This is a genomic window from Bradyrhizobium lupini, from assembly GCF_040939785.1.
GTDB classification, from domain to species: Bacteria; Pseudomonadota; Alphaproteobacteria; order Rhizobiales; family Xanthobacteraceae; genus Bradyrhizobium; species Bradyrhizobium canariense_D.
This window is the reverse complement of record NZ_CP162553.1, coordinates 4,364,202-4,382,884: the sequence shown is the minus strand read 5'-3', so window position 1 is coordinate 4,382,884 and position 18,683 is coordinate 4,364,202. Positions and strand designations below refer to the sequence as shown.

18 protein-coding genes are annotated in these 18,683 nt (G+C 64.1%); 5 read left to right on the top strand and 13 right to left on the bottom strand.

Annotated elements, in window-relative coordinates:
• Window position 1: 1 nt before the first annotated feature.
• Window positions 2–970 carry a 4-hydroxy-3-methylbut-2-enyl diphosphate reductase gene (ispH, locus tag AB3L03_RS20720; RefSeq protein ID WP_007597506.1) on the bottom strand — a complete coding sequence of 323 codons (969 nt, stop codon included), beginning with the start codon at window positions 968–970 and terminating at the stop codon, window positions 2–4.
• Between the two features lie 253 nt (window positions 971–1,223).
• Here ispH and AB3L03_RS20715 point away from each other — a divergent pair, with 253 nt between their 5' ends.
• On the top strand, window positions 1,224–1,919 hold the full coding sequence (locus AB3L03_RS20715) for a DUF1013 domain-containing protein (protein ID WP_007597507.1): 696 nt from the start codon (window positions 1,224–1,226) through the stop codon (window positions 1,917–1,919).
• A 122-nt stretch (window positions 1,920–2,041) separates the two neighbouring features.
• Here the strand turns inward: AB3L03_RS20715 and AB3L03_RS20710 are convergent, their stop codons facing one another.
• The 4 genes from AB3L03_RS20710 to AB3L03_RS20695 form a co-directional block, all read right to left on the bottom strand.
• Window positions 2,042–2,302: a hypothetical protein gene (locus AB3L03_RS20710; RefSeq protein ID WP_018453135.1), complete on the bottom strand. Its 261-nt coding sequence runs from the start codon at window positions 2,300–2,302 to the stop codon at window positions 2,042–2,044.
• Window positions 2,303–2,471: 169 nt separating this feature from the next.
• Window positions 2,472–4,394, bottom strand: a complete 1,923-nt coding sequence (locus AB3L03_RS20705; protein ID WP_368506972.1) for a propionyl-CoA synthetase — start codon at window positions 4,392–4,394, stop codon at window positions 2,472–2,474.
• A 143-nt stretch (window positions 4,395–4,537) separates the two neighbouring features.
• Entirely contained in the window at window positions 4,538–5,923 is a 1,386-nt protein-coding gene (locus tag AB3L03_RS20700) for a tetratricopeptide repeat protein (protein ID WP_368506971.1), read from the bottom strand.
• A 133-nt stretch (window positions 5,924–6,056) separates the two neighbouring features.
• The gene (locus AB3L03_RS20695) at window positions 6,057–6,815 is read right to left on the bottom strand and encodes a tetratricopeptide repeat protein (RefSeq protein WP_204512519.1); all 759 of its coding nucleotides are present in this window, start codon (window positions 6,813–6,815) and stop codon (window positions 6,057–6,059) included.
• A 94-nt stretch (window positions 6,816–6,909) separates the two neighbouring features.
• On the opposite strand from AB3L03_RS20695, the gene AB3L03_RS20690 reads away from it, so the two are divergent.
• A complete protein-coding gene (locus tag AB3L03_RS20690; protein WP_368506970.1) occupies window positions 6,910–8,487 on the top strand; it encodes a cation:proton antiporter in 1,578 nt (525 codons plus the stop codon).
• A gap of 78 nt (window positions 8,488–8,565) precedes the next feature.
• Entirely contained in the window at window positions 8,566–9,336 is a 771-nt protein-coding gene (locus tag AB3L03_RS20685; protein ID WP_204512521.1) for a hypothetical protein, read from the top strand.
• Window positions 9,337–9,592: 256 nt separating this feature from the next.
• Here the strand turns inward: AB3L03_RS20685 and AB3L03_RS20680 are convergent, their stop codons facing one another.
• The 6 genes from AB3L03_RS20680 to AB3L03_RS20655 all read right to left on the bottom strand — a co-directional run bounded on the left by AB3L03_RS20680 (window position 9,593) and on the right by AB3L03_RS20655 (window position 15,592).
• On the bottom strand, window positions 9,593–10,348 hold the full coding sequence (locus tag AB3L03_RS20680) for an IS30 family transposase (protein WP_368506969.1): 756 nt from the start codon (window positions 10,346–10,348) through the stop codon (window positions 9,593–9,595).
• A gap of 186 nt (window positions 10,349–10,534) precedes the next feature.
• Window positions 10,535–11,341 (bottom strand): SDR family NAD(P)-dependent oxidoreductase, encoded by an 807-nt coding sequence (locus AB3L03_RS20675; protein WP_204512522.1) that lies wholly within the window; start codon window positions 11,339–11,341, stop codon window positions 10,535–10,537.
• A 15-nt stretch (window positions 11,342–11,356) separates the two neighbouring features.
• A complete protein-coding gene (locus AB3L03_RS20670; RefSeq protein ID WP_085350811.1) occupies window positions 11,357–11,770 on the bottom strand; it encodes a DUF1850 domain-containing protein in 414 nt (137 codons plus the stop codon).
• Window positions 11,731–13,842 carry a TRAP transporter permease gene (locus tag AB3L03_RS20665; protein WP_018453127.1) on the bottom strand — a complete coding sequence of 704 codons (2,112 nt, stop codon included), beginning with the start codon at window positions 13,840–13,842 and terminating at the stop codon, window positions 11,731–11,733. The genes AB3L03_RS20670 and AB3L03_RS20665 overlap by 40 nt, the downstream gene beginning before the upstream one ends.
• Window positions 13,843–14,003: 161 nt before the next feature.
• Window positions 14,004–14,951 (bottom strand): TAXI family TRAP transporter solute-binding subunit, encoded by a 948-nt coding sequence (locus AB3L03_RS20660; RefSeq protein ID WP_018453126.1) that lies wholly within the window; start codon window positions 14,949–14,951, stop codon window positions 14,004–14,006.
• Window positions 14,952–15,112: 161 nt separating this feature from the next.
• The gene (locus AB3L03_RS20655) at window positions 15,113–15,592 is read right to left on the bottom strand and encodes a hypothetical protein (protein ID WP_018453125.1); all 480 of its coding nucleotides are present in this window, start codon (window positions 15,590–15,592) and stop codon (window positions 15,113–15,115) included.
• Window positions 15,593–15,786: 194 nt separating this feature from the next.
• Between AB3L03_RS20655 and AB3L03_RS20650 the strand changes: the two genes are divergently transcribed.
• Entirely contained in the window at window positions 15,787–16,089 is a 303-nt protein-coding gene (locus tag AB3L03_RS20650) for a hypothetical protein (protein ID WP_026232467.1), read from the top strand.
• Between the two features lie 163 nt (window positions 16,090–16,252).
• Here the strand turns inward: AB3L03_RS20650 and AB3L03_RS20645 are convergent, their stop codons facing one another.
• Together AB3L03_RS20645 and AB3L03_RS20640 are read right to left on the bottom strand one after the other, a co-directional pair.
• Window positions 16,253–17,467, bottom strand: a complete 1,215-nt coding sequence (locus AB3L03_RS20645; RefSeq protein ID WP_368506968.1) for a hypothetical protein — start codon at window positions 17,465–17,467, stop codon at window positions 16,253–16,255.
• Window positions 17,468–17,537: 70 nt separating this feature from the next.
• Window positions 17,538–18,167: a CoA pyrophosphatase gene (locus AB3L03_RS20640; RefSeq protein WP_018453122.1), complete on the bottom strand. Its 630-nt coding sequence runs from the start codon at window positions 18,165–18,167 to the stop codon at window positions 17,538–17,540.
• Window positions 18,168–18,193: 26 nt separating this feature from the next.
• Here AB3L03_RS20640 and AB3L03_RS20635 point away from each other — a divergent pair, with 26 nt between their 5' ends.
• Window positions 18,194–18,658 (top strand): PaaI family thioesterase, encoded by a 465-nt coding sequence (locus AB3L03_RS20635; protein ID WP_368506967.1) that lies wholly within the window; start codon window positions 18,194–18,196, stop codon window positions 18,656–18,658.
• Window positions 18,659–18,683 lie beyond the last annotated feature (25 nt).

Genomic DNA, 18,683 nt, shown 5'->3' with positions numbered 1-18,683 from the left:
TCTACTCGGCGGCGGCTTCGGGGCGCACCTGGCGCGGCAGCGGGAAGAACTCGTTCTCTTCCGCGGCCGAGACCGTCTCCACATGCAGCGTGAAGCGTTCGGCGAACGCGTCCATGATCTCCTCGACGATCACTTCCGGTGCCGAGGCACCCGCGGTGATGCCGAGGCTGGTGATGTTCTCGAACCGCTTCCAGTCGATTTCGGTGGCGCGCTGCGCCAGCACGGCGATCGGGCAACCCTCGCGTTCGGCGACTTCGCGCAGGCGCTGCGAGTTCGACGAGTTCGGCGCACCGACCACGATCAGGGCGTCGACCACCGGCGCCACTTTCTTCACCGCGAGCTGGCGGTTGGTGGTGGCGTAGCAGATGTCTTCCTTGTGCGGCCCGTTGATGTTCGGGAAGCGTTCCTTCAGGAGCGCCACGATCTCCGCGGTGTCGTCGATCGACAACGTGGTCTGGGTCACGAAGGCGAGGTTGTTCGGGTCCTTCGGGGCGATGGTCTTGGCGTCCTCGGCGGTTTCGATCAGGGTCACGGCGCCGGTCGGGAGCTGGCCGAGCGTGCCCACCACCTCCGGATGATGGGAATGCCCGATCAGGAAGATCTCGCGGCCGCGCTTGAAATGGATCGCGGCCTCGCGGTGCACCTTGGTGACCAGGGGGCAGGTCGCATCCAGCGAGAACAAATTGCGGGAGGTGGCGTCGGCCGGGACCGATTTCGGCACGCCATGGGCCGAGAACACCACCGGCGCGGTGGTGTTTTCCGGGATCTCGGCGAGTTCCTCGACGAAGATCGCGCCCTTCTTCTTCAACCCATCGACGACGTATTTATTGTGCACAATCTCGTGGCGAACATAGACGGGGGCGCCGTATTTATCGAGCGCCCGTTCCACGGTGTCGATCGCCCGGACCACCCCGGCGCAGAAGCCACGGGGAGAACAAAGCACGATCTTGAGGTCTGGTTTGGCTGACATTGAGCGATCTCGGGACCGAATCACCTCGCCAAATGGGCGGGAAGCGGTCGATGGATGAACAGGGCTTGGGTACGGTCTTACAGAGACTTCAGAGGGAATTGGGCCCCCTTTCGGGCGCTGTCAAGGCACTATCTATAGCAGAACCATTGCGTGGCTAGCCCCTCCGGGCTTATATAGCGCGAATTCCCAGTCATCGCTGATGACCACCGGTTTCGCCTCCAAAGGGGTGGGCGAAGCACAAAGGAGATTTGCCATGAGCAACGCACCTCTGATGCCCAAGGCGACCGCCGTCTGGCTGCTCGACAATACCGCGCTGACCTTCGATCAGGTCGCCGATTTCACCAAAATGCACCCCCTCGAGGTGCGCGCGATCGCCGATGGCGACGCCGCCCAGGGCATCAAGGGCATGGATCCCCTTTCCAATGGCCAGCTGACCCGCGAGGAAATCGAGAAGGGCGAGAACAACCCGGACTACCGGCTCCGCCTCCAGGAGAGCAAGGTGGTGCTGCCGCCGCAGCCCAAGCGCAAGGGCCCGCGCTACACCCCGGTCTCGCGCCGCCACGAACGCCCGAGCGCCATCCTCTGGCTGCTGCGCAACCATCCCGAGCTCAAGGACGCCCAGATCATGCGCCTGGTCGGCACGACCAAGAGTACGATCGCGAGTGTCCGCGATCGCACCCACTGGAACACCTCCCAGCTGACGCCGATCGATCCCGTCACCCTCGGCCTCTGCTCGCAGATCGAGCTCGATTTCGAGGTCGCGCGCGCGGCGAAGGAAAAGCCGATCGACGCAGCCTATGGCGGCGCCACTTTGCTGCCGGCCTCAGAAACCACCAAGAAGGACGAGTACGAACCCGCGGAGAGGTCCAGCGACGATCTCAACGTCGATGCTGTGTTCGCCAAGCTGAAGACGCTCGGCGGCAAGAAGCAGGACCAGGAGGAGGAGTAATCCTTCCACTCTTCAGTCGTCATCGAATGCAAGCGCGGCGGGGAAACCCGCCGCGTTCTTTGGTGTAACGCAAGAAGCTTCAGCAACCTCGTCATTGCGAGCGCAGCGGCGCAGCGCAGCCTTTATGGCCGGTCCGGATGGTTCAGCATGTATTCGCCGAGGTCGCGCTGGCGGCGGTCGGCGCGGGTGGTCGCGGAACTGCGCTGGACGTCGCGGTCCTTGCGGCACGCCACGTATTCGGGCGATCCGGCCGCATAGCCGCGGCTCTGGCAGACCGCGTCGTCATCATCGCCGCCCATCGCCACCGGCGTCTGGTAGCGCGCGGAGCAGGCGGAGAGAATGAGGCCCGCAAATGCAATCGCTAGAAACGGCTTCGAATTCATGGCAGGCCCTTCATCCTCATGGTGAGGAGCCCGCGCAGCGGGCGTCTCGAACCATGCAGGCCAAGCTGCCGCAGCGGGGCCTTTCATCCTTCGAGACGCGCGCCAGGCGCGCTCCTCAGGATGAGGATTGAGCGGAAAAATGCGGCCTATTCAAGCCCCATTGCAAACCTCACACCCGCCCCTTCAGCGCATCGCCGATCTCGTCCAGCACCTTGGGGTCTTCGATCGTCGCCGGCATGGTCCAAGCTTCACCATCTGCGATCTTCTTGATCGTGCCGCGCAAGATCTTTCCGGATCGCGTCTTAGGCAGGCGGCCGACGGTGATGGCGAGCTTGAACGCGGCAACGGGACCGAGCTTGTCGCGCACCAGCGCGACGATCTCCTTCTCGATCTCGGCCGGGGCCCGCTTCACACCCGCCTTGAGCACCAGGAAGCCGCAGGGTACCTCGCCCTTGATCGCGTCCTTGACACCAAGCACCGCGCATTCGGCGACATCGGGATGCGAAGCCAGGATCTCCTCCATCCCGCCGGTGGAGAGCCGATGGCCGGCGACATTGATGATGTCGTCGGTGCGGCCCATGACGAAGACATAGCCGCCGTCGTCCTTGTAGCCGGCATCCGACGTTTTGTAGTAGCCGGGGAATTCGGTGAGATAGGCTTCCTTGAACCGTTCGTCCTGATTCCACAGCGTCGGCAGGCAGCCCGGCGGCATCGGTAGCTTGATGACGATCGAGCCCATGGTGTTCGGACCGACCGGCTTTGCCGCTTCGTCGACCACGTCGACCCGATAGCCGGGCATCGGCACCGTCGGCGAGCCGTGCTTCACCGGCAGTTGGCCTAAGCCGACCGGATTGCCGGCGATGCACCAGCCGGTCTCCGTCTGCCACCAATGGTCGATCACCGGCACTTTCAACTGCTGCTCCGCCCATTCCACCGTCGGCGGATCGGCGCGCTCGCCGGCCAGGAACAGCGTGCGGAAGGTTGACAGGTCGTATTGTCGGATGAATCTTCCTTCCGGATCTTCTTTCCGGATCGCGCGGAACGCGGTCGGCGCAGTGAAGAAGGCGACAGCCTTGTGCTCGCTGATCACGCGCCAGAACGCGCCGGCATCGGGCGTGCCGACCGGCTTGCCCTCATACATGATCGAGGTCGCGCCGTGCAGCAGCGGGCCGTAGACGATGTAGCTGTGGCCGACCACCCAGCCGATGTCGGAGCCGCACCACCAGACCTCGCCCGGCTTGACGCCATAGAGGTTGAACATGGACCATTTCACCGCGACGAGATGGCCGCCATTGTCGCGCACGACGCCCTTGGGAATGCCGGTCGTGCCTGACGTATAGAGGATGTAGAGCGGATCGGTAGCGGCGACGGGCACACAAGGCGCCTTCTTGCCGTCGTTCATCGCCTTGCGGCGCAGGCCCGCCCAATCATAGTCGCGGCCGGGCGTGAGGGCGCAGACGAGCTGCGGACGTTGCAGCACGATGCAGGCCTTCGGCTTTGCCCCCGCAAGCCTGATCGCCTCGTCGAGCAGCGGCTTGTACTGCACGATCCGGCCGGGCTCGATGCCGCAACTCGCCGACAGAATCAACTTTGGCTGCGCATCGTCGATGCGGGTGGCGAGCTCTTTCGCGGCAAAGCCACCGAACACCACGGAGTGCACCGCGCCAATGCGCGCGCAGGCGAGCATCGCGACGACGGCCTCGGGGACCATCGGCATATACAGGATGACGCGATCGCCCTTGGCGACACCAAAATCCTGCATGATGGCGGCAAGCGCCTGCACTTCGGCCAGCAGTTCGGCGTAGGTGAATTTGGTGACGCTATTTGCCAGCGGCGAATCATGGATCAGCGCGACCTGGTCGGCGCGGCCGCGTTCGACCTGACGGTCAAGCGCGTTGTAGCAGGTGTTGACGACGCCACCGCTGAACCAGCGGCCGTAGACGCCTTGCGAGGGATCGAAGATCTTTTTCGGTGGCTCGATCCAGTCGATCTCCTTGGCCACCTCGGCCCAAAAGCCCTTGGGGTCAGCCAGCGAGCGCGCATAAACCTCGTGATAGAGACTTTTTCCGTCGATGTTTCCTCGGACGTTCATTCCCGCGCTCCCGTTCCCTTATTCGCCTGGCCTTGACCTTGTTGCAGGACAGACGTCCCGCCATGACAGGGATCAAGTACCGGCCTTGTTTGAGGGGTATTTTCCCGGGAACGGGCCGCGGTTCAAGCTGAAAAGAACAATGCTCAGCTATCCATCGCATTCAGCCGCTGCAGCCGCTCCTGCATGACCTTCCTGAGATCATAGCCGGGGCGGCCGAAGCTCGTATTGCGGGTGGTGAGGAAATCGCGCTGGGTGCGACGGAGGCCGCCGGCGAAGCGGGACCCGGCCGATTTCAGCACGCGCTCGTAGGTCTCGGCGATATGGCGATCGAGCACCCCCAGCTGCGGATCGGCACAAATCACCTTCTCAACCTCGCGCTTCGCAGTGGCACAATCGAACGACGGGCCATTGTCGGAATTCGCCGCGAGTGGCCGCAGCGGCTCGCCGCCGAATTTCGCAATCTCCGCGATCATGGCACGGCGGCCGGCGGCGGCGTTGTCGTTGCCGGGATCGAGCCGCAGCGCGGTCTCATAGTCGGCCAGCGCCTTCCTGCGTTCGCCCATCTTCTTGTAGAGCACGGCGCGGTTATTGTAGGTCTGCGCGAAATTCGGATCCAGTTTCAGCGCGGCCTCGTAATCGCTCAGCGCCGCGCCAAGCTCGCCCTTCAGGTGGTAGGAATCGCCGCGGTTTGTGAAGAAATTCGGCCGCGGTGCCAGCCGGAGCGCCTGATCGTAATCGGCAATCGCCTTGTCGTACTCCCCCATCGCGGCCAGCGCCAGCCCGCGATTGTCGTAATATTCGGGCACTTTCGGATCGAGCCGGATCGCCTCGCCGTCGTCGGCAACCGACTTGTCGAGCTGGCCGAGCTTCTTGTAGGCGGCGCCACGATTGGTGTAGCTGCGCGGCCGGTTCGGATCGAGGCGCAACGCCTCGCTGAGATCGCGGATCGCCTTCTCGTTGTCGCCGCCGAGATAATAGGTCACGCCGCGGTCGGACCAGGCCTGTGCATTGTCAGGCTTCAGCCTGATCGCCTGGTCGTAATCGGCAAGCGCGCGGTCGAGCCGGTGCTGGTTGGTGTAGACGACGCCGCGCAGCTCGTAAGATTCCGAATCCTGCGGATCGAGCTCGATGGCCTTGCTGAGGTCCGCCGCGGCGCGGTTGAGATCGCCGCCGGCCTCGCGCAGGAGATCGCCGCGCAGGCGCCAGGCTTTTGCGTTCTTGCCATCGAGTGCGATGGCGCGATCGATATCTCGCAGCGCCTGCGTGAGGCCGCCCGAGGTTCGCGCATTGGCGTCGGCGCGCACCAGCAATGCCGCGGCGCGATCGAGGGATGGATTCGAGGCCTGGTCGATGATGGCGCTGCAGGCCGGGATCAGCTCAGCCGGAGCGGCCTTGCTCCCGATTACGCAATCGACGCCGGCCGAAGCAGGGGCGACGAGAACGACGCTCATTGCCGCGCTGAGCAGGAGCGAGCGAAACGAGATTTTTGCAAACGAGAGCATTTGCGCGGAAGGATGCGTGCCGCACATGGCATAGGGCTCCGGGACATCAGGCTTTCACCATTGTCGCGGCAGCCAAAGAATCGGTTCAAATCGAGGCGTGCCAGCGGCGCACCGATCCCTTCCCTCCTTCGTCCCGCTCTTACGAGCGAGACGAGGAGCCTCAATACCCGTCCACCCCGTTGAGCCGCTGCAGCCGCTCCTGCATCGCCTTCTTCAAATCGTACCCCGGCCGGCCGAACCCGGCGTTGCGGCGGGCGATGAAATCGTCCTGCTCGCGTTGAAGCGCCTTCGCTTCGCCTGCATTGCGGGCTTCGCGCAACACGCGCGCGTTGGCGGCAAAGATCTCGCGGTCGAGATCTGCGAGCTCGCGGTTGGCGCAGATCGCCTTCTCGACGGGACGGCGCACACCCTTGCAAATGAAACTGGGCTTGCCCGCGACTGCCATCTGCGCGCCGATCCGCTCGATCTCGCGCGCCATCGCCTTGTGATTGGGCTTGGCCTTCTCGTGGTTCGGATCGATTTTCAACGCCGCGCCGAAATCCTGCACCGCCTTGGGCTTGTCGCCCTTCCTTAGCCAGAGTTCGCCCCGCGCGTTGAAGATATCGGCGAGACCGGAATCGAGCTCCAGCGCGCGGCTGTCGTCGGCGATCGCGCGGTCGACTTGGTCGTGCCGCGCATAAAGCCCGCCGCGCGCGATCAGCGCCTTGATCAGGTCCCCTTTCGCCGTCTTCTCGTTGTCGATCACGGCGGCGCAGGCCGTGGCGGCCTTGTCGATGTCGTCGGCTGCGGCAGCCGCGAGGCACGGCGCGATGTCGACCTGCGGCACCGCGGCCGGCTCGCCGCCGGTCGCAGCATGAGCCGCAACGAACGAGAGCGCAAAGAGCAACCCGACGCCGGACCATTGAATGAGAAAACGCATGCTCGCCACAGTTGGAAAGTCTTGAGTTAAGGTCCCCTTGAGGTCTTGCCTTGGGGCCGCACTATCCATCAAACGGCCGGATTGGTGCTAGCTTGTGGCGCCGCTCAAATCGGCTTCGGGGATCAACGTGTCGACATTCGAATGGATCATCGTGCTTCTGCTCGGCGCCGTTGCATTATCGGCGCTGGCGCGACGGATCAAGGTCCCCTATCCAACCTTTCTCGCAATCGGGGGCGCGCTGATCGCCTTTGTGCCGTCCAGCCCGTCCTGGGCGCTGGAGCCCGACCTGGCGTTGGCTCTTTTTGTCGCACCGGTCCTGCTCGATGCCGCCTTCGACACCTCGCTGCGCGATCTCCGCAACAATTGGGTTCCGGTCTCCACCCTCGTCGTCGCCGCGGTCGGCCTGACAACGGCCGCTGTGGCCTACGTCGCGCACCGGCTGATGCCTGATATGCCCTGGGCCGCCGCGGTTGCGCTCGGCGCCATCGTGGCCCCGCCGGACGCGGCCGCCGCGGTCGCGATCCTGAGCCAGGTGAAGCTGCCTCACCGGATGGTGAAGGTCCTGGAAGGCGAGAGCCTGCTCAACGACGCGACCGCGCTCCTGATCTATCGCATCGCCGTCGGAGCGATCGCCACCGAGCATCTGGCATGGAGCCAGGTCGCGCCAACCATGGCTCTGGCGCTGGTCGGCAGCGTCGTTGCCGGCTATCTCGCCGCGCGAGTCATGCCACTGGTGATCGTGCGGATCACGGAGGCTCCCAGTTCGATCATCATGCAATTCGCCACCACCTTCATGGTCTGGATCGGCGCTGAACATCTCGGCCTCTCCGGCATCCTCACCATCGTCGTGTACGCCATCACGATGGCACGCGCTGCACCCGCCCGTATGCCGGCGCGGTTGCGGGTACCGTCCTACGCGGTGTGGGATACGATGGTGTTCGTGCTCAACGTGCTCGCGTTCATGCTGATCGGCATGCAGATGCGGCCGATCTGGACGCGGCTGGACGCGGACGTGCGCTGGGACTATTGCCTGGCCGCCGCCTGGATCCTTCTCACTGTAGTCCTGGTCCGGCTGGCCTGGGTCACGTTCTACCGCACGACGCTACGCACGCTGGTGGCGCACGGGATCTATCACCCCAAGGATCCGAAGCAGGTCGCCTCCGCCAAGGGCGGCCTCATCATCTCCTGGTGCGGCATGCGCGGCCTCGTCACGCTCGCCACCGCCTTTGCCTTGCCGGAAAACTTTCCGCATCGTGACTTCATCGTCTTCTCGGCGTTTGCGGTCGTGCTCGGCACGCTGGTCGTGCAGGGCCTGACCTTGCGGCCGCTGATCCTGGCGTTCGGCCTCAAGGACGACGATCCCGTCGGCATCGAGGTCGCGCGCGCCCGCGCCGTCGCCTATCGCGCGGCGCTCGACGCGATCGAGGACGATCCGTCGGAGGAAGCCGAAATCCTGCGGCTCGAATATCGTGCCATCCTGATGCAGGCCGACGACGATCCCCATGGTGGCATCACCAACGGCGAATTGCCCGCCGATCCGCTGCGCCGCCGCGCCATCGAAGCCGCGCGAAAATCGATCTTCGACCTCCGGGCCACCGAGGTGATCGGTGACGACGCGTTTCACAGGGTCGAGGAGGAGCTCGATCGCGCGGAACTGAGCGCGGGGGGTTAGATTTCGTCATCCCGACAAGCACCCTGCACAGGTGGCTAGGGGTTTGAACCAAACGCCGCCTCTCCAGACTCATCCCTCATGACGACCCTGATCGACGACCGTCGTGTGCGCGCGCGAGATGCGTCGCCCGCACGATATTTCTATCTCCACATGGCACTGGCCTGCGCGGCCACCGCCTTTCTCGGCTTCGCACCGACCTATTTTGTGCCGCTCGCCAACCGGACATTGTCCGCAAGCCCCGTCATTCATTTCCACGGCCTGTTGTTCTTCACCTGGTCTCTCTATTTCGTGATCCAGACGTGGCTCGCCGCCTCAGGCCGCATGGTCAATCACCGTGCGCTCGGCATCGCCGGCGTTTCGCTCGCGACCGCGATGACGATCTTCGGCTTCCTCGCCTCCGTCCATGTGATGCAGCATTCCGCGGCGCTCGGCCAGAAAGAGGCCGGCATCGCCTTCTCGATCGTGCCGATGAGCGGGATCGCGTTCTTCGCTGGTGTATTCGTGCTCGCGATCATGAACACGCGAAAGCCGGAGATTCACAGACGCCTGATGCTGCTCGCGGCGGTCTCCATCCTCGATGCCGCGATCGCGCGCTGGTTTCTCACTTTCCTCGCGCCTTCGGGACCGCCAGGGCCGCCGCCGGTGCCCGTCACCATCGCGCCCGCGATGGTCGCTTCGCTGCTGCTCGTTGTCGCCATGGTACGCGACTGGCGCACCGCGGGCCGAGTGCATCCAGTCTACATCACCGGCACGCTCGCGCTGCTGGCGGTGAAGGTGCTGAACTGGCCGATCAGCGAAACGGCGGCATGGCATTCATTCGCCGGCGGGATTCTGGCGCTGGCGCAATGATGTCGTCCTGGCGAAAGCCAGGAGGTGGATTCACACTCGAAGTGCAACAGTTGAGAGGAGAAGGCCTCTGCCGGGGTTCTGAAGTCAAGGCATTTGCGCGGGGTGTTGTTGTAGGCGGCAATGGACTGACGGAAGCGCCTGGTTGGGAGCTTTTCGAGGTCGGTCTTTCGGGGGATGAAGCGGCGCAAGCGGCCGATGGCGTTCTCGATGCCGCCCTTTTGCCACGGCGCGTGCGGGTCGCAGAAGAAGGTCTTCATCAAGAGGCTCTGCAGGAAAGGTGGGCGGCGAACTCGGTGCCGTTGTCGAAGGTGACGGTACGGCGCAGTGCCTCCGGTACGGCTTTGAACAGGCGTACGAGATGGCTAGCGATACCGGCGGCGAACTTGCGTTCGATGGGAACGGCGAGCAGCAGGCGCGAGGTTCGCTCGTGGACGGCCAGGATGGCCTGCCGGTATTTGGAGAACATCATCAGATCGGCTTCCCAGTGGCCCGGGACTTTGCGATCGGCGACCTCGGCAGGCCGTTCTGCCAGCGAAACACGGCCTTCGATGAAGCTTGCGGGGCTCCCGCCTCGTTTGCCGCGGTGGCCTCGCTTGCTCTTGCCTCGAGGCAGATAGCGCCGCCAGGTGAAGTCCGTCGTGCGTGTGATCTGGGCGTAGATGAAGCGGTAGATGCTCTCGCAGGAGATCACCCTACGGCCACGTTCCCGGGCCAGCCTGCCTGCGACCTGTTCGGGTGACCAACCGCGGCTCAAGCCTGCCAAGACCTCGCGGCGCAAGCTGGCGTCCCGCTCGAGGCGAGAGCCCTTCCAGCGCCGCGCCCGGGTCTGCTGCTGAGCATAGCTTGGCTTGTAGCCGACTTGCCTGCCACGGTTCCGCCTCAGCTCCCGAGAGATCGTTGATGGCGGCCGATCCAAAGCTGCCGCGATTTGCCCGACCGAGCCGCCATTGGCCGAAAGGCGGGCAATCTCGCATCGATCGTCAAGGGAGAGCTGTTTGTAAGTCCGCCCCATGGCAACACCTCCAGATGGAAGTGTTGCACTTCGTTTGTGAACTCAGGGGACCCATTACCCCGAATGCCGAATGTTGAAGAAGCCGGAGCCGCCAACCTTTGTCAAACTTCTCCCTGGGGTTATGGGTCCTAGATCAGCGCTCGTTACGCTCGCTTGTCCAGGACGACGGCGAACACGGAACGACGCCTAGGCCCCCGCCTTGCACGTGATCCCGCCGTCCACCACGAGCTCGATGCCCGTCACATATTTCGCTTCGTCCGAGGCCAGGAACAGCGCGGCGTTGGCGACGTCGAAAGCGTCGCCCATGTGGCCCATCGGCACTTGCGCATCGCGCGCCCGCCACATCGCTTCAACATCGCCCTTGGCATAGCTGTTCGCAAGACCTGCGGAATGTTCCACCATCGGCGTCTTCATCAGGCCGGGCAGGATCGCGTTGACGCGGACATGGTGGCGCGCGAACTCGATCGCGGTGGTGCGGGTCATCTGGTTCATCGCCGCCTTCGAGGTGCCGTACGTGACGTAGGAGATGCCCATGTGGCGGATCGAAGCGATCGAGGAGATGTTGATGATCGAGCCACCGCCCTGTTTCACCATCACGGGGATGACGTGCTTCATGGCGAAATAGGCGCTCTTGAGGTTGACGCTGAAGACCCGGTCCCAGCTTTCCTCGGTCACTTCGACCACGCTGCCCATCTCGGCGATGCCGACATTGTTGTCGAGCACGTCGATGCGGCCGTAGGCCTTGAGGCATGCCGCGACCATCGCCTCGACCTCGCGCGCATGCGAGACGTCGGCCGTGAACGCGCTCGCCTGGCCGCCTTCGTCCGCGATGATCTTCGCGGTCTCCTCGGCGGCCGCGCCGTTGCGATCGACGCAAAACACCTGCGCACCCTGGCGGGCAAAGGTGACCGCGGTGGCCTTGCCGTTGCCCCAACCAGGCCCGATCGAGCCGGCACCCACCACCATCGCAACCTTGCCCTTGAGCCGACCCATCGCGTGTCTCCCTTATTATTGTTCTTTGCAGACGATCATCTTTGTGACGTTAGCACCAATGGGATGACCGACAATCTCGGACAACGTCCGGCACTTGCCGTCATGGCATAGCCGCCATTCGCCAGCTGCGTCCGAATTGCCCAGCACGACCTCCGGCATCGGCGCGCGCGCGGGCCTCCATTGAAACCAGCCGTCAACGAGGCGCGCCTCGGGCGGCGGCTCCATGCCGGGGCCGGTGCCCTTCACGCGTGCCTGCACCAGTTCGAGCCCGGCGGGGGTGACGCGCCAGTCTTCCTGCCAGTCGACCTTCGCGATCGAATGCGTCCACACCAGCGTGAACGCGGACAGCGCCAGCGCCTTCACGCCTGAGGCTGTGACGAAGCAGAGGCTCACACTGCCTCGACCGGCGCCGGCGGACGCCGCCGCCACTGCCACAGCACGATCGCAGCGGCGAGCAGGAAGCCCGCGGTGTCGCTGAACGGGAAGTCGCCGAGCAGGCACAGCGCGGCACCGAGCGCGACCAAACGTTCGAGGAACGTCAGGCGCGTGAACAGGAATCCGATCGCGACCATGCCGAACAGCGCGATCGCCACCAGCGCCTTGACAGTCGCCAATGCCACCGCGCCGTAGAAGCCGAGCTTGGCCGCCATGGGATCGCCGCCCTGCAGCATCAGCGCCGGCGAATAGACGAAGATGAAGGGGATGACGTAGCCGGCGAGCGCGATGCGCATCGCCTCCCAGCCGATCTTGTCCGGATTCTCCTTCGCGATCGGTGCTGCGGCAAGCGCGGCCAGCGCCACCGGCGGCGAGAGGTCCGCCATGATGCCGTAATAGAACGCGAACATGTGGCTTGCGATCAGGGGCACACCCAGTTTGGCCAACGCGGGCGCCGCGAGCGCTGCCGTGATGATGTAGGTCGGGATGGTCGGGATGCCGGTGCCGAGCAGGATCGACAGCAGCATGGTCATGATCAGCGCCAGGAACAGGCTCTTCTCGCCGAGACCGATCACCCAGCCGCCGAAGATGGTGCCGACGCCGGTCTGCGACATCATGCCGATGATGACCCCGACGATGGCGCAGGCCATGCCGACGGTGATCGCGGATTTGGCGCTTTCAGCCAAGGCATCGCGGCAGGCGCGCAGGGCGGAAAATCCGCCACGCACGAACGCAGTGATCACGATCAGCGCGACGACGACGCCTGCGACCGGCACGATCTGAAGGCCGTCGCGCGAGAGCGCCGCGACGACGAGCGCGAGCCCGATCCAGAAGACATAGCGGATCGCCATCGAAGACGCGCCTGTCGTGATGGCGGTGCCAAGGATCAGCGCCACTGTGAGCGCGAGGCCCATGCTGCCGGCATAGAGCGGCGTAAAACCTTCGAACAGCATGTAGACCAGCGCCGCGAGCGGCAGCACGAGATACCAGCGCGTCACCAGGGCCTTCCAGGCGCTCGGAATCTCCGAGCGCTTCATGCCGGTGAGCCCGTGCTTGCCGGCCTCCAGATGCACCATCCAGAAGGCGGAGGCGAAATAGAGCATCGCGGGAATCGCGGCCGCCTTCACGATCTCAGAATATTGGACGCCGAGCGTCTCTGCCATGATGAAGGCGACCGCGCCCATCACCGGCGGCATGATCTGCCCACCCATCGACGCTGTCGCTTCGACGCCGGCCGCGAACGCGCGGCGATAGCCGAACCTGATCATCAGCGGAATCGTGAACTGGCCGACGGTGACGACGTTGGCGACGCCGGAGCCGGAGATCGTGCCCATCATGCCCGAGGCGAACACCGCGACCTTGGCCGGGCCGCCGCGGGTCCTGCCGAATAACCCAAGAGAAACGTCGGTGAAGAGCTGGATCATGCCGGCGCGCTCCAGGAACGAGCCGAACAGGATGAACAGGAAGATGTAGGTCGCCGAGACGTAGATTGGCACGCCGTAAAAACCTTCGGTGCCGAACGACAGATGCGTGACGATCTGGTCGAAATCATAGCCACGATGGTTGAGCGGTGACGGCAGATACTGGCCGAAGAACCAGTAGACGAGACAGGCGCCGCACATCAGCGGGAGCGCTGCGCCCATCAGCCGCCGCGTGCCCTCGAAGATCAGGACGGCGAGCAGCGTGCCGACCACCAGATCGAGGCGCGTCGGATCGCCGTCACGTGCGATCAGATCCGCATAGAAGATCCATTGATAGAGCCCGCACAGAAAGCCCATGCCGCCGATCAGCCAGCCGATCGCGCGGCCGAAATCGCTTTTGGCGGTGAAGTTGCCGATCAGGCCGAAGGTGAGGAGAATGAGGAAGCCGACATGGACGCCGCGCACCACCTGGCTCGGCAGATAATTGAAGGCCGCGACATAAAGCTGGAAGATCGCGAAGGCGATGCCGATCCAGTAGGCGAGCGTGCCCCACCAGCCCGGGCCAAAGCCTTCCGGAAAACCGTGCTCGAAATTGTCGAACTCGACCTTGATGGGCTCTTGAGCGCCCTCTGCCTTCTCCAGCATTTCAACCCATCCCCAATCGTCGAGCGCTTATAGCATTGGCACGGTCCATCCGCGCCGTCATGCCCGGGCTTGTCCCGGGCATCCACGATCTTTCTCGCCTGGCCTTAGAACGTGGATGGCCGGGACAAGCCCGGCCATGACGTCCGATAACGAGGCCGACGTTACTTGATCAGCCCCTTTTCCTTGTAATAGCGGATCGCGCCGGGGTGCAGCGGAACCGGGCTGCCGCTGGCGGCCGTCTCGAGCTTGATCTCCTTGCCGGCCGCATGCGCGTTGGCGAGTTCGGGCAGCGACTCGTAGACCAGTTTTGTCATCTGGTAGGCGAGATCGTCCGACACCGCCGAGCTGGTGACGAGGTAGTTGACCACCGCCGCAGTCGGCACGTCCTTGTCCTGCCCGGTGTAGGTGTTGGCGGGAATGGTCGCCGCGATGAAGGGCAGGCCGATCTTGTCGACGGTCTCCTTCGGCACCGACACCACCACAATCGGGCTCGAGGTCGACAGATCCTTCAGCGAGGCCACTCCGAGCCCGGCCGATTGCAGCGTCGCGCCGAGCTGGCGGTTCTTCATGAGGTCGACGGATTCGGCAAACGGCAGATACTCGACCTTGCCAAGATCCTTGTAGCTCATGCCGGCCGCCGCCAGGATGGCGCGCGAATTCAGCTCCGTGCCCGATTTCGGCGCGCCGACCGACAGGCTCTTGCCCTTGAGATCCGCAAGCGTCTTGATGCCGCTCTCGGCAGTCGCGACGATCTGGATGTAGTTCGGATAGATCGCGCCGATCGTGCGCAGCTTGTCGAGCTTGGACTTGAAGCCTGCTTCCTCGTCGCCATCCCAGGCCGCTTTCAGCGAGTCACCCAGCGTGAACGCGATCTCGCCGCGACCCTGCTGGAGCAGGATCAGATTCTCGACCGACGCCTTTGTGGCCTGCACCTGCGTCTTCACGTTAGGAATCTTGTCGCCGTAGATCTTCCCGATCGCGACCCCGAGCGGATAGTAGACGCCGGAGGTGCCACCGGTCAGCACATTGATAAAGGATTGCGCCTGCGCGCAAGGTGCCGAGGCCGCCAGAGCAAGAGCCGCGGCCACGCCGAAAATCGTTCGTTTCATGATCTTTCTACTCCCCAAACCGGCCGGAAGTTGGCCGGATGAGGGGGGCGGGTCAACCCATCCAAAAGTCAAAACAGGACTGCAGTAAATGGCTGTGCTGGTTCGATTTTGGGGAACTCGCCGGGTGCGGCGAGGTGGCGCAGCCAGGTCTGGTCAGCCCCTCACTGGAAGGTCATGTCCAGGCACTTGGAGATGTCGGAGCCGAGGCCGGAGGAGATGATGATGCAGCCGCGCACCTTCTGCGCGCCGACGTCGGCGGCCCACACCGAGTAGCCGCCGGGGCCGAAGAACGAATTGGTGTTCGGCGGCTCGGTCTCGGTCGCGTCGAAATCGTAATGGCCGTCGGTGTCGAAGATGCGCGGCTTCTTGGTGCAGCCGCCGTCGGTCTGGACGTTGATGACTTCCTTGTTGTCCCGGGTCAGCGCCAGCGAGACCTGACAACGGAAATATTCCGAGGTCTTGGTGTTGAAGAGGTAGGTGTATGACTTGCAGGTCGCGGTGTTCAGCTTGCCAGGGGCCAGGCCGCGGCTGCACGAGATCCTCTGGTTGTGGCTGAGCTGGTAATCATCGGCACGGGCGGCCGGCGCGAGCACCGTCAGCAACAGGCCGGCGGCCCAGCAAGCTTTAATGACGAGGTTCATTCGAATCATCCCCTACCCAATGTTTTTGTCGAATTGCGTTCTAGACGGAAAGCGGAACATAGTCGCGCGGGGACGAAGGGAAAATCACAAACTGCTCGGCAAGACGTGATGCGCTGCGGCGCTTTCGCAAATTGACCTGAAAGCGCCGTTCGTGATTTGTTCAAGCCGGGAGCCTCGATGGGGAGGATAGGGTGATGGCATTTTCGACAAGGATATTTTTGGTGACGGCCGTGCTCGGCGCGTTCGCTGCACCTGCATTGGCGCAGACCGCTGCAACACCTTGGGAGCTCAAGCCCGACACCGGCTACGCCTATGACAAGGACGGCAAGACCTTCTCCTACAAGATGGGCACCAGCAATGCCGGCGAACTTCTGAAGGGCGCCAAGAAGGTGCCGAAGGGCACGCTGTTCTTCCTCGGCCACAACGGCCAGCTCTACATGCGCAGCGGCCCGTATCTGGAAGGCGACGGCAAGTTCAAGTTCGGGTCGGATCAGTAGGGCGAGGTCGCGGCGACGCCACACACTGGGTGTCATCGTCCGCCTTGTGCGCAATTGCGCACTGGGGCGGACGATCCAGTATTCCAGAGCCGGTTGTGCTTGAACCGTGCCGCCGCGGCGTACTGGATGCCCCGCATGCGCGTGGCATGACAGCTACCGAGGACTAAAACGCCCCCGCCAGCTCGCGCGCGCCGGCGTTGTTGCTGTTGCTGTCCATCCTCGTATCCGTCACCGCCAGCAGCTTCGCCACCGTGTTGTGGCGGATCGCGACCGGGTTACGCTCGTAGCCGCCGCGCTGGAAGAAGTTCGAAGTCGGCACCTGCTCGCGCATTACCTGCGGCATTGTCACCATGTCGAGGCCGGTGCCGTCGCCGGTGAGGTTCATCATCTCGAGCTCGGCCGCGCTGAGCGGGCGGTTGTAGCCCTTGGCACGCGCGAACAGCACCGAGGTGAGCAGCTTGTGAGTCTGCAGCATCGGCCCGATATCGATGTCGAGCACCATGGCATGCATGGCCCAGCCCTGCGCGGTGTTGCCGATCTTCTCGTGCTCCGACCAGGTGTCGGGCACCGACTTGGCGTGCGCCACCATTTTCTTGAGCACAGTGAGCTTGTGCTCGAGCGACTGACGCGCCGGGCCTGAGGTCCGCGCCACCTTGTCAGAGAGAGCGCGGATGAATTCATGGCCTTGCTCGGCCAGCAGCTCGACGCTGTTGGTCGTCAGCAGCTGGTTGTAGCCCATCGCGGTCGAAATGGCGCGCTTGCCGCCATGTTCGATTCCCGCCTGCACGTCGTAACTGCCGGTGCCGCCGGTCTCGAACGCGTAGACCCGCACCGCCTGCTCGCGCGTCAGCCCCGAGGCCAGCGCGTAGCGTGCATAGACGCGCTTGAATTCGACTTCGTTGGCCGGCCGCTGTGGCGTGAACTGATAAAGCTCCTGCGCCGCGCGCAGCAGATCGGCGACCACCGGGATCGGCTTTTTCGTCGGGCGGTCCGGGGTTTCCTCCGGCTCCGGATTCACCGGCCGTTTCGGCCCGTTATAGAGCGGCGGATGCTCCAGCACGTAATCGTCGAGCGTGACCTGCTGCCCGCTGCGCCGCTTGGCATTACGGCCTTTCCGCTTCTCGGAGATCTGACTCCAATAGGCGCCGGCTTCCTCGTCAAAGGCCGCGCGCGCCGCCTGATACTCCTGCAGCTTGCGGCGATATTCCAGCACGGCGGGCGACACGCCGCCTTGCGCAAAGAACTGCGACAACAGCTGGGCATTGGCATTGCGGACGGCCGGCGGCAGCGCGTCGGATTCGCCGCCGCGCACGGCAGGCGCGAGCAGGACGAGCGCGAGTGGAACCAGTCCCACGGCATTTCGAATCGATTGATGCATGCTGCCCTCTTAGCAGGCATCCGGTAACTGTCACGTTAACGCGCCGTTTACCTCGTTTTCGCCCCTCGCATCATTTCCAGGCGAATACCGGCTGTTCCAGCTCGGTGACGCGGGTGTGCCGTCCTGCCAGCACTTCGCGGAACTGGTAGATCAGGGCCGCCGTCGGTGCGTGAATCAAGCTCGACTGATGATGGAAACGGATCACACGGCGCGTGCTCTCGGGGATCGCGACGAAATCGAAGGCGTCGGCGCGCTCGACCGTCGCAAGCGCGATGCGATGGACGGAGGCGACCTCGTCCGGGTTTGGTTTGATCGCGGCACTATCGGCGGCCCAGACCACGACCGGCGTGATCAGATAACCGGAGCGGGTCGGATAGTCATCGAGCGTGCCGAGCACCTCCGCGCCGGTGAGGCGCAGGCCAAGCTCCTCGTCGAGCTCGCGCAGTGCCGCCTGGACCGGCGTCTCGCCGGCATCGCAGCGTCCGCCGGGAAGAGCCCATTGGCCGCGATGGGCGCGCAGATGCGATGCGCGCAGCGTGAGCAGGAACGCCGTGTCATCGCGCTCGCTGGCTGCGGTCAGCGCAATCACCACAGCGGCACGCTTCAACGCCGCCGGCGCCTCATCCTCCGGCAGCCGCGTGAAGGCCGCACAGGCAGCCGCGATATTCCGCCGTGTGGCATCGTCGAACGGTCTCATCATGCTTGACTACACCACGTCCGGCCCCGATGAAACGAGATCGCACGACCCGCTCAGGAAATGGACGACATGACCAACAAACCGCCGCGAGGCTGAAAGCAGACGGCTGGACCATCCTGGAGACCACGGGCTTCATGCACCTGATCGGCCCATTGTGGGAGCGCAAGGTCGACGGCCAGTACGAATTCGCACTTGCGACCGAGGACAAGCACCACAATCGCCGCGGCATGGTCCAGGGCGGCGTGATGATGACGTTCGCGGACCGTACCTGCGGCATGACTGCCCGCTATGTCTCGGGCAAGGAGTTCATGGCGACGGTGCAGCTCGACACCCATTTCGTCGACGCCGGCCAGATCGGCGACATCCTGATCTCCCGCCCGCGCGTGGTGCGCTCGACGCGCAGCCTGATCTTCATGAGCACGGAGGTCAGCGTGGACGGCCGCTGCGTGGTGATGGCCAATGGCGTGTTCAAGATCTTGAAGGGGCCGGGGTAACTCCACACCCAACGCTGTCATTTCC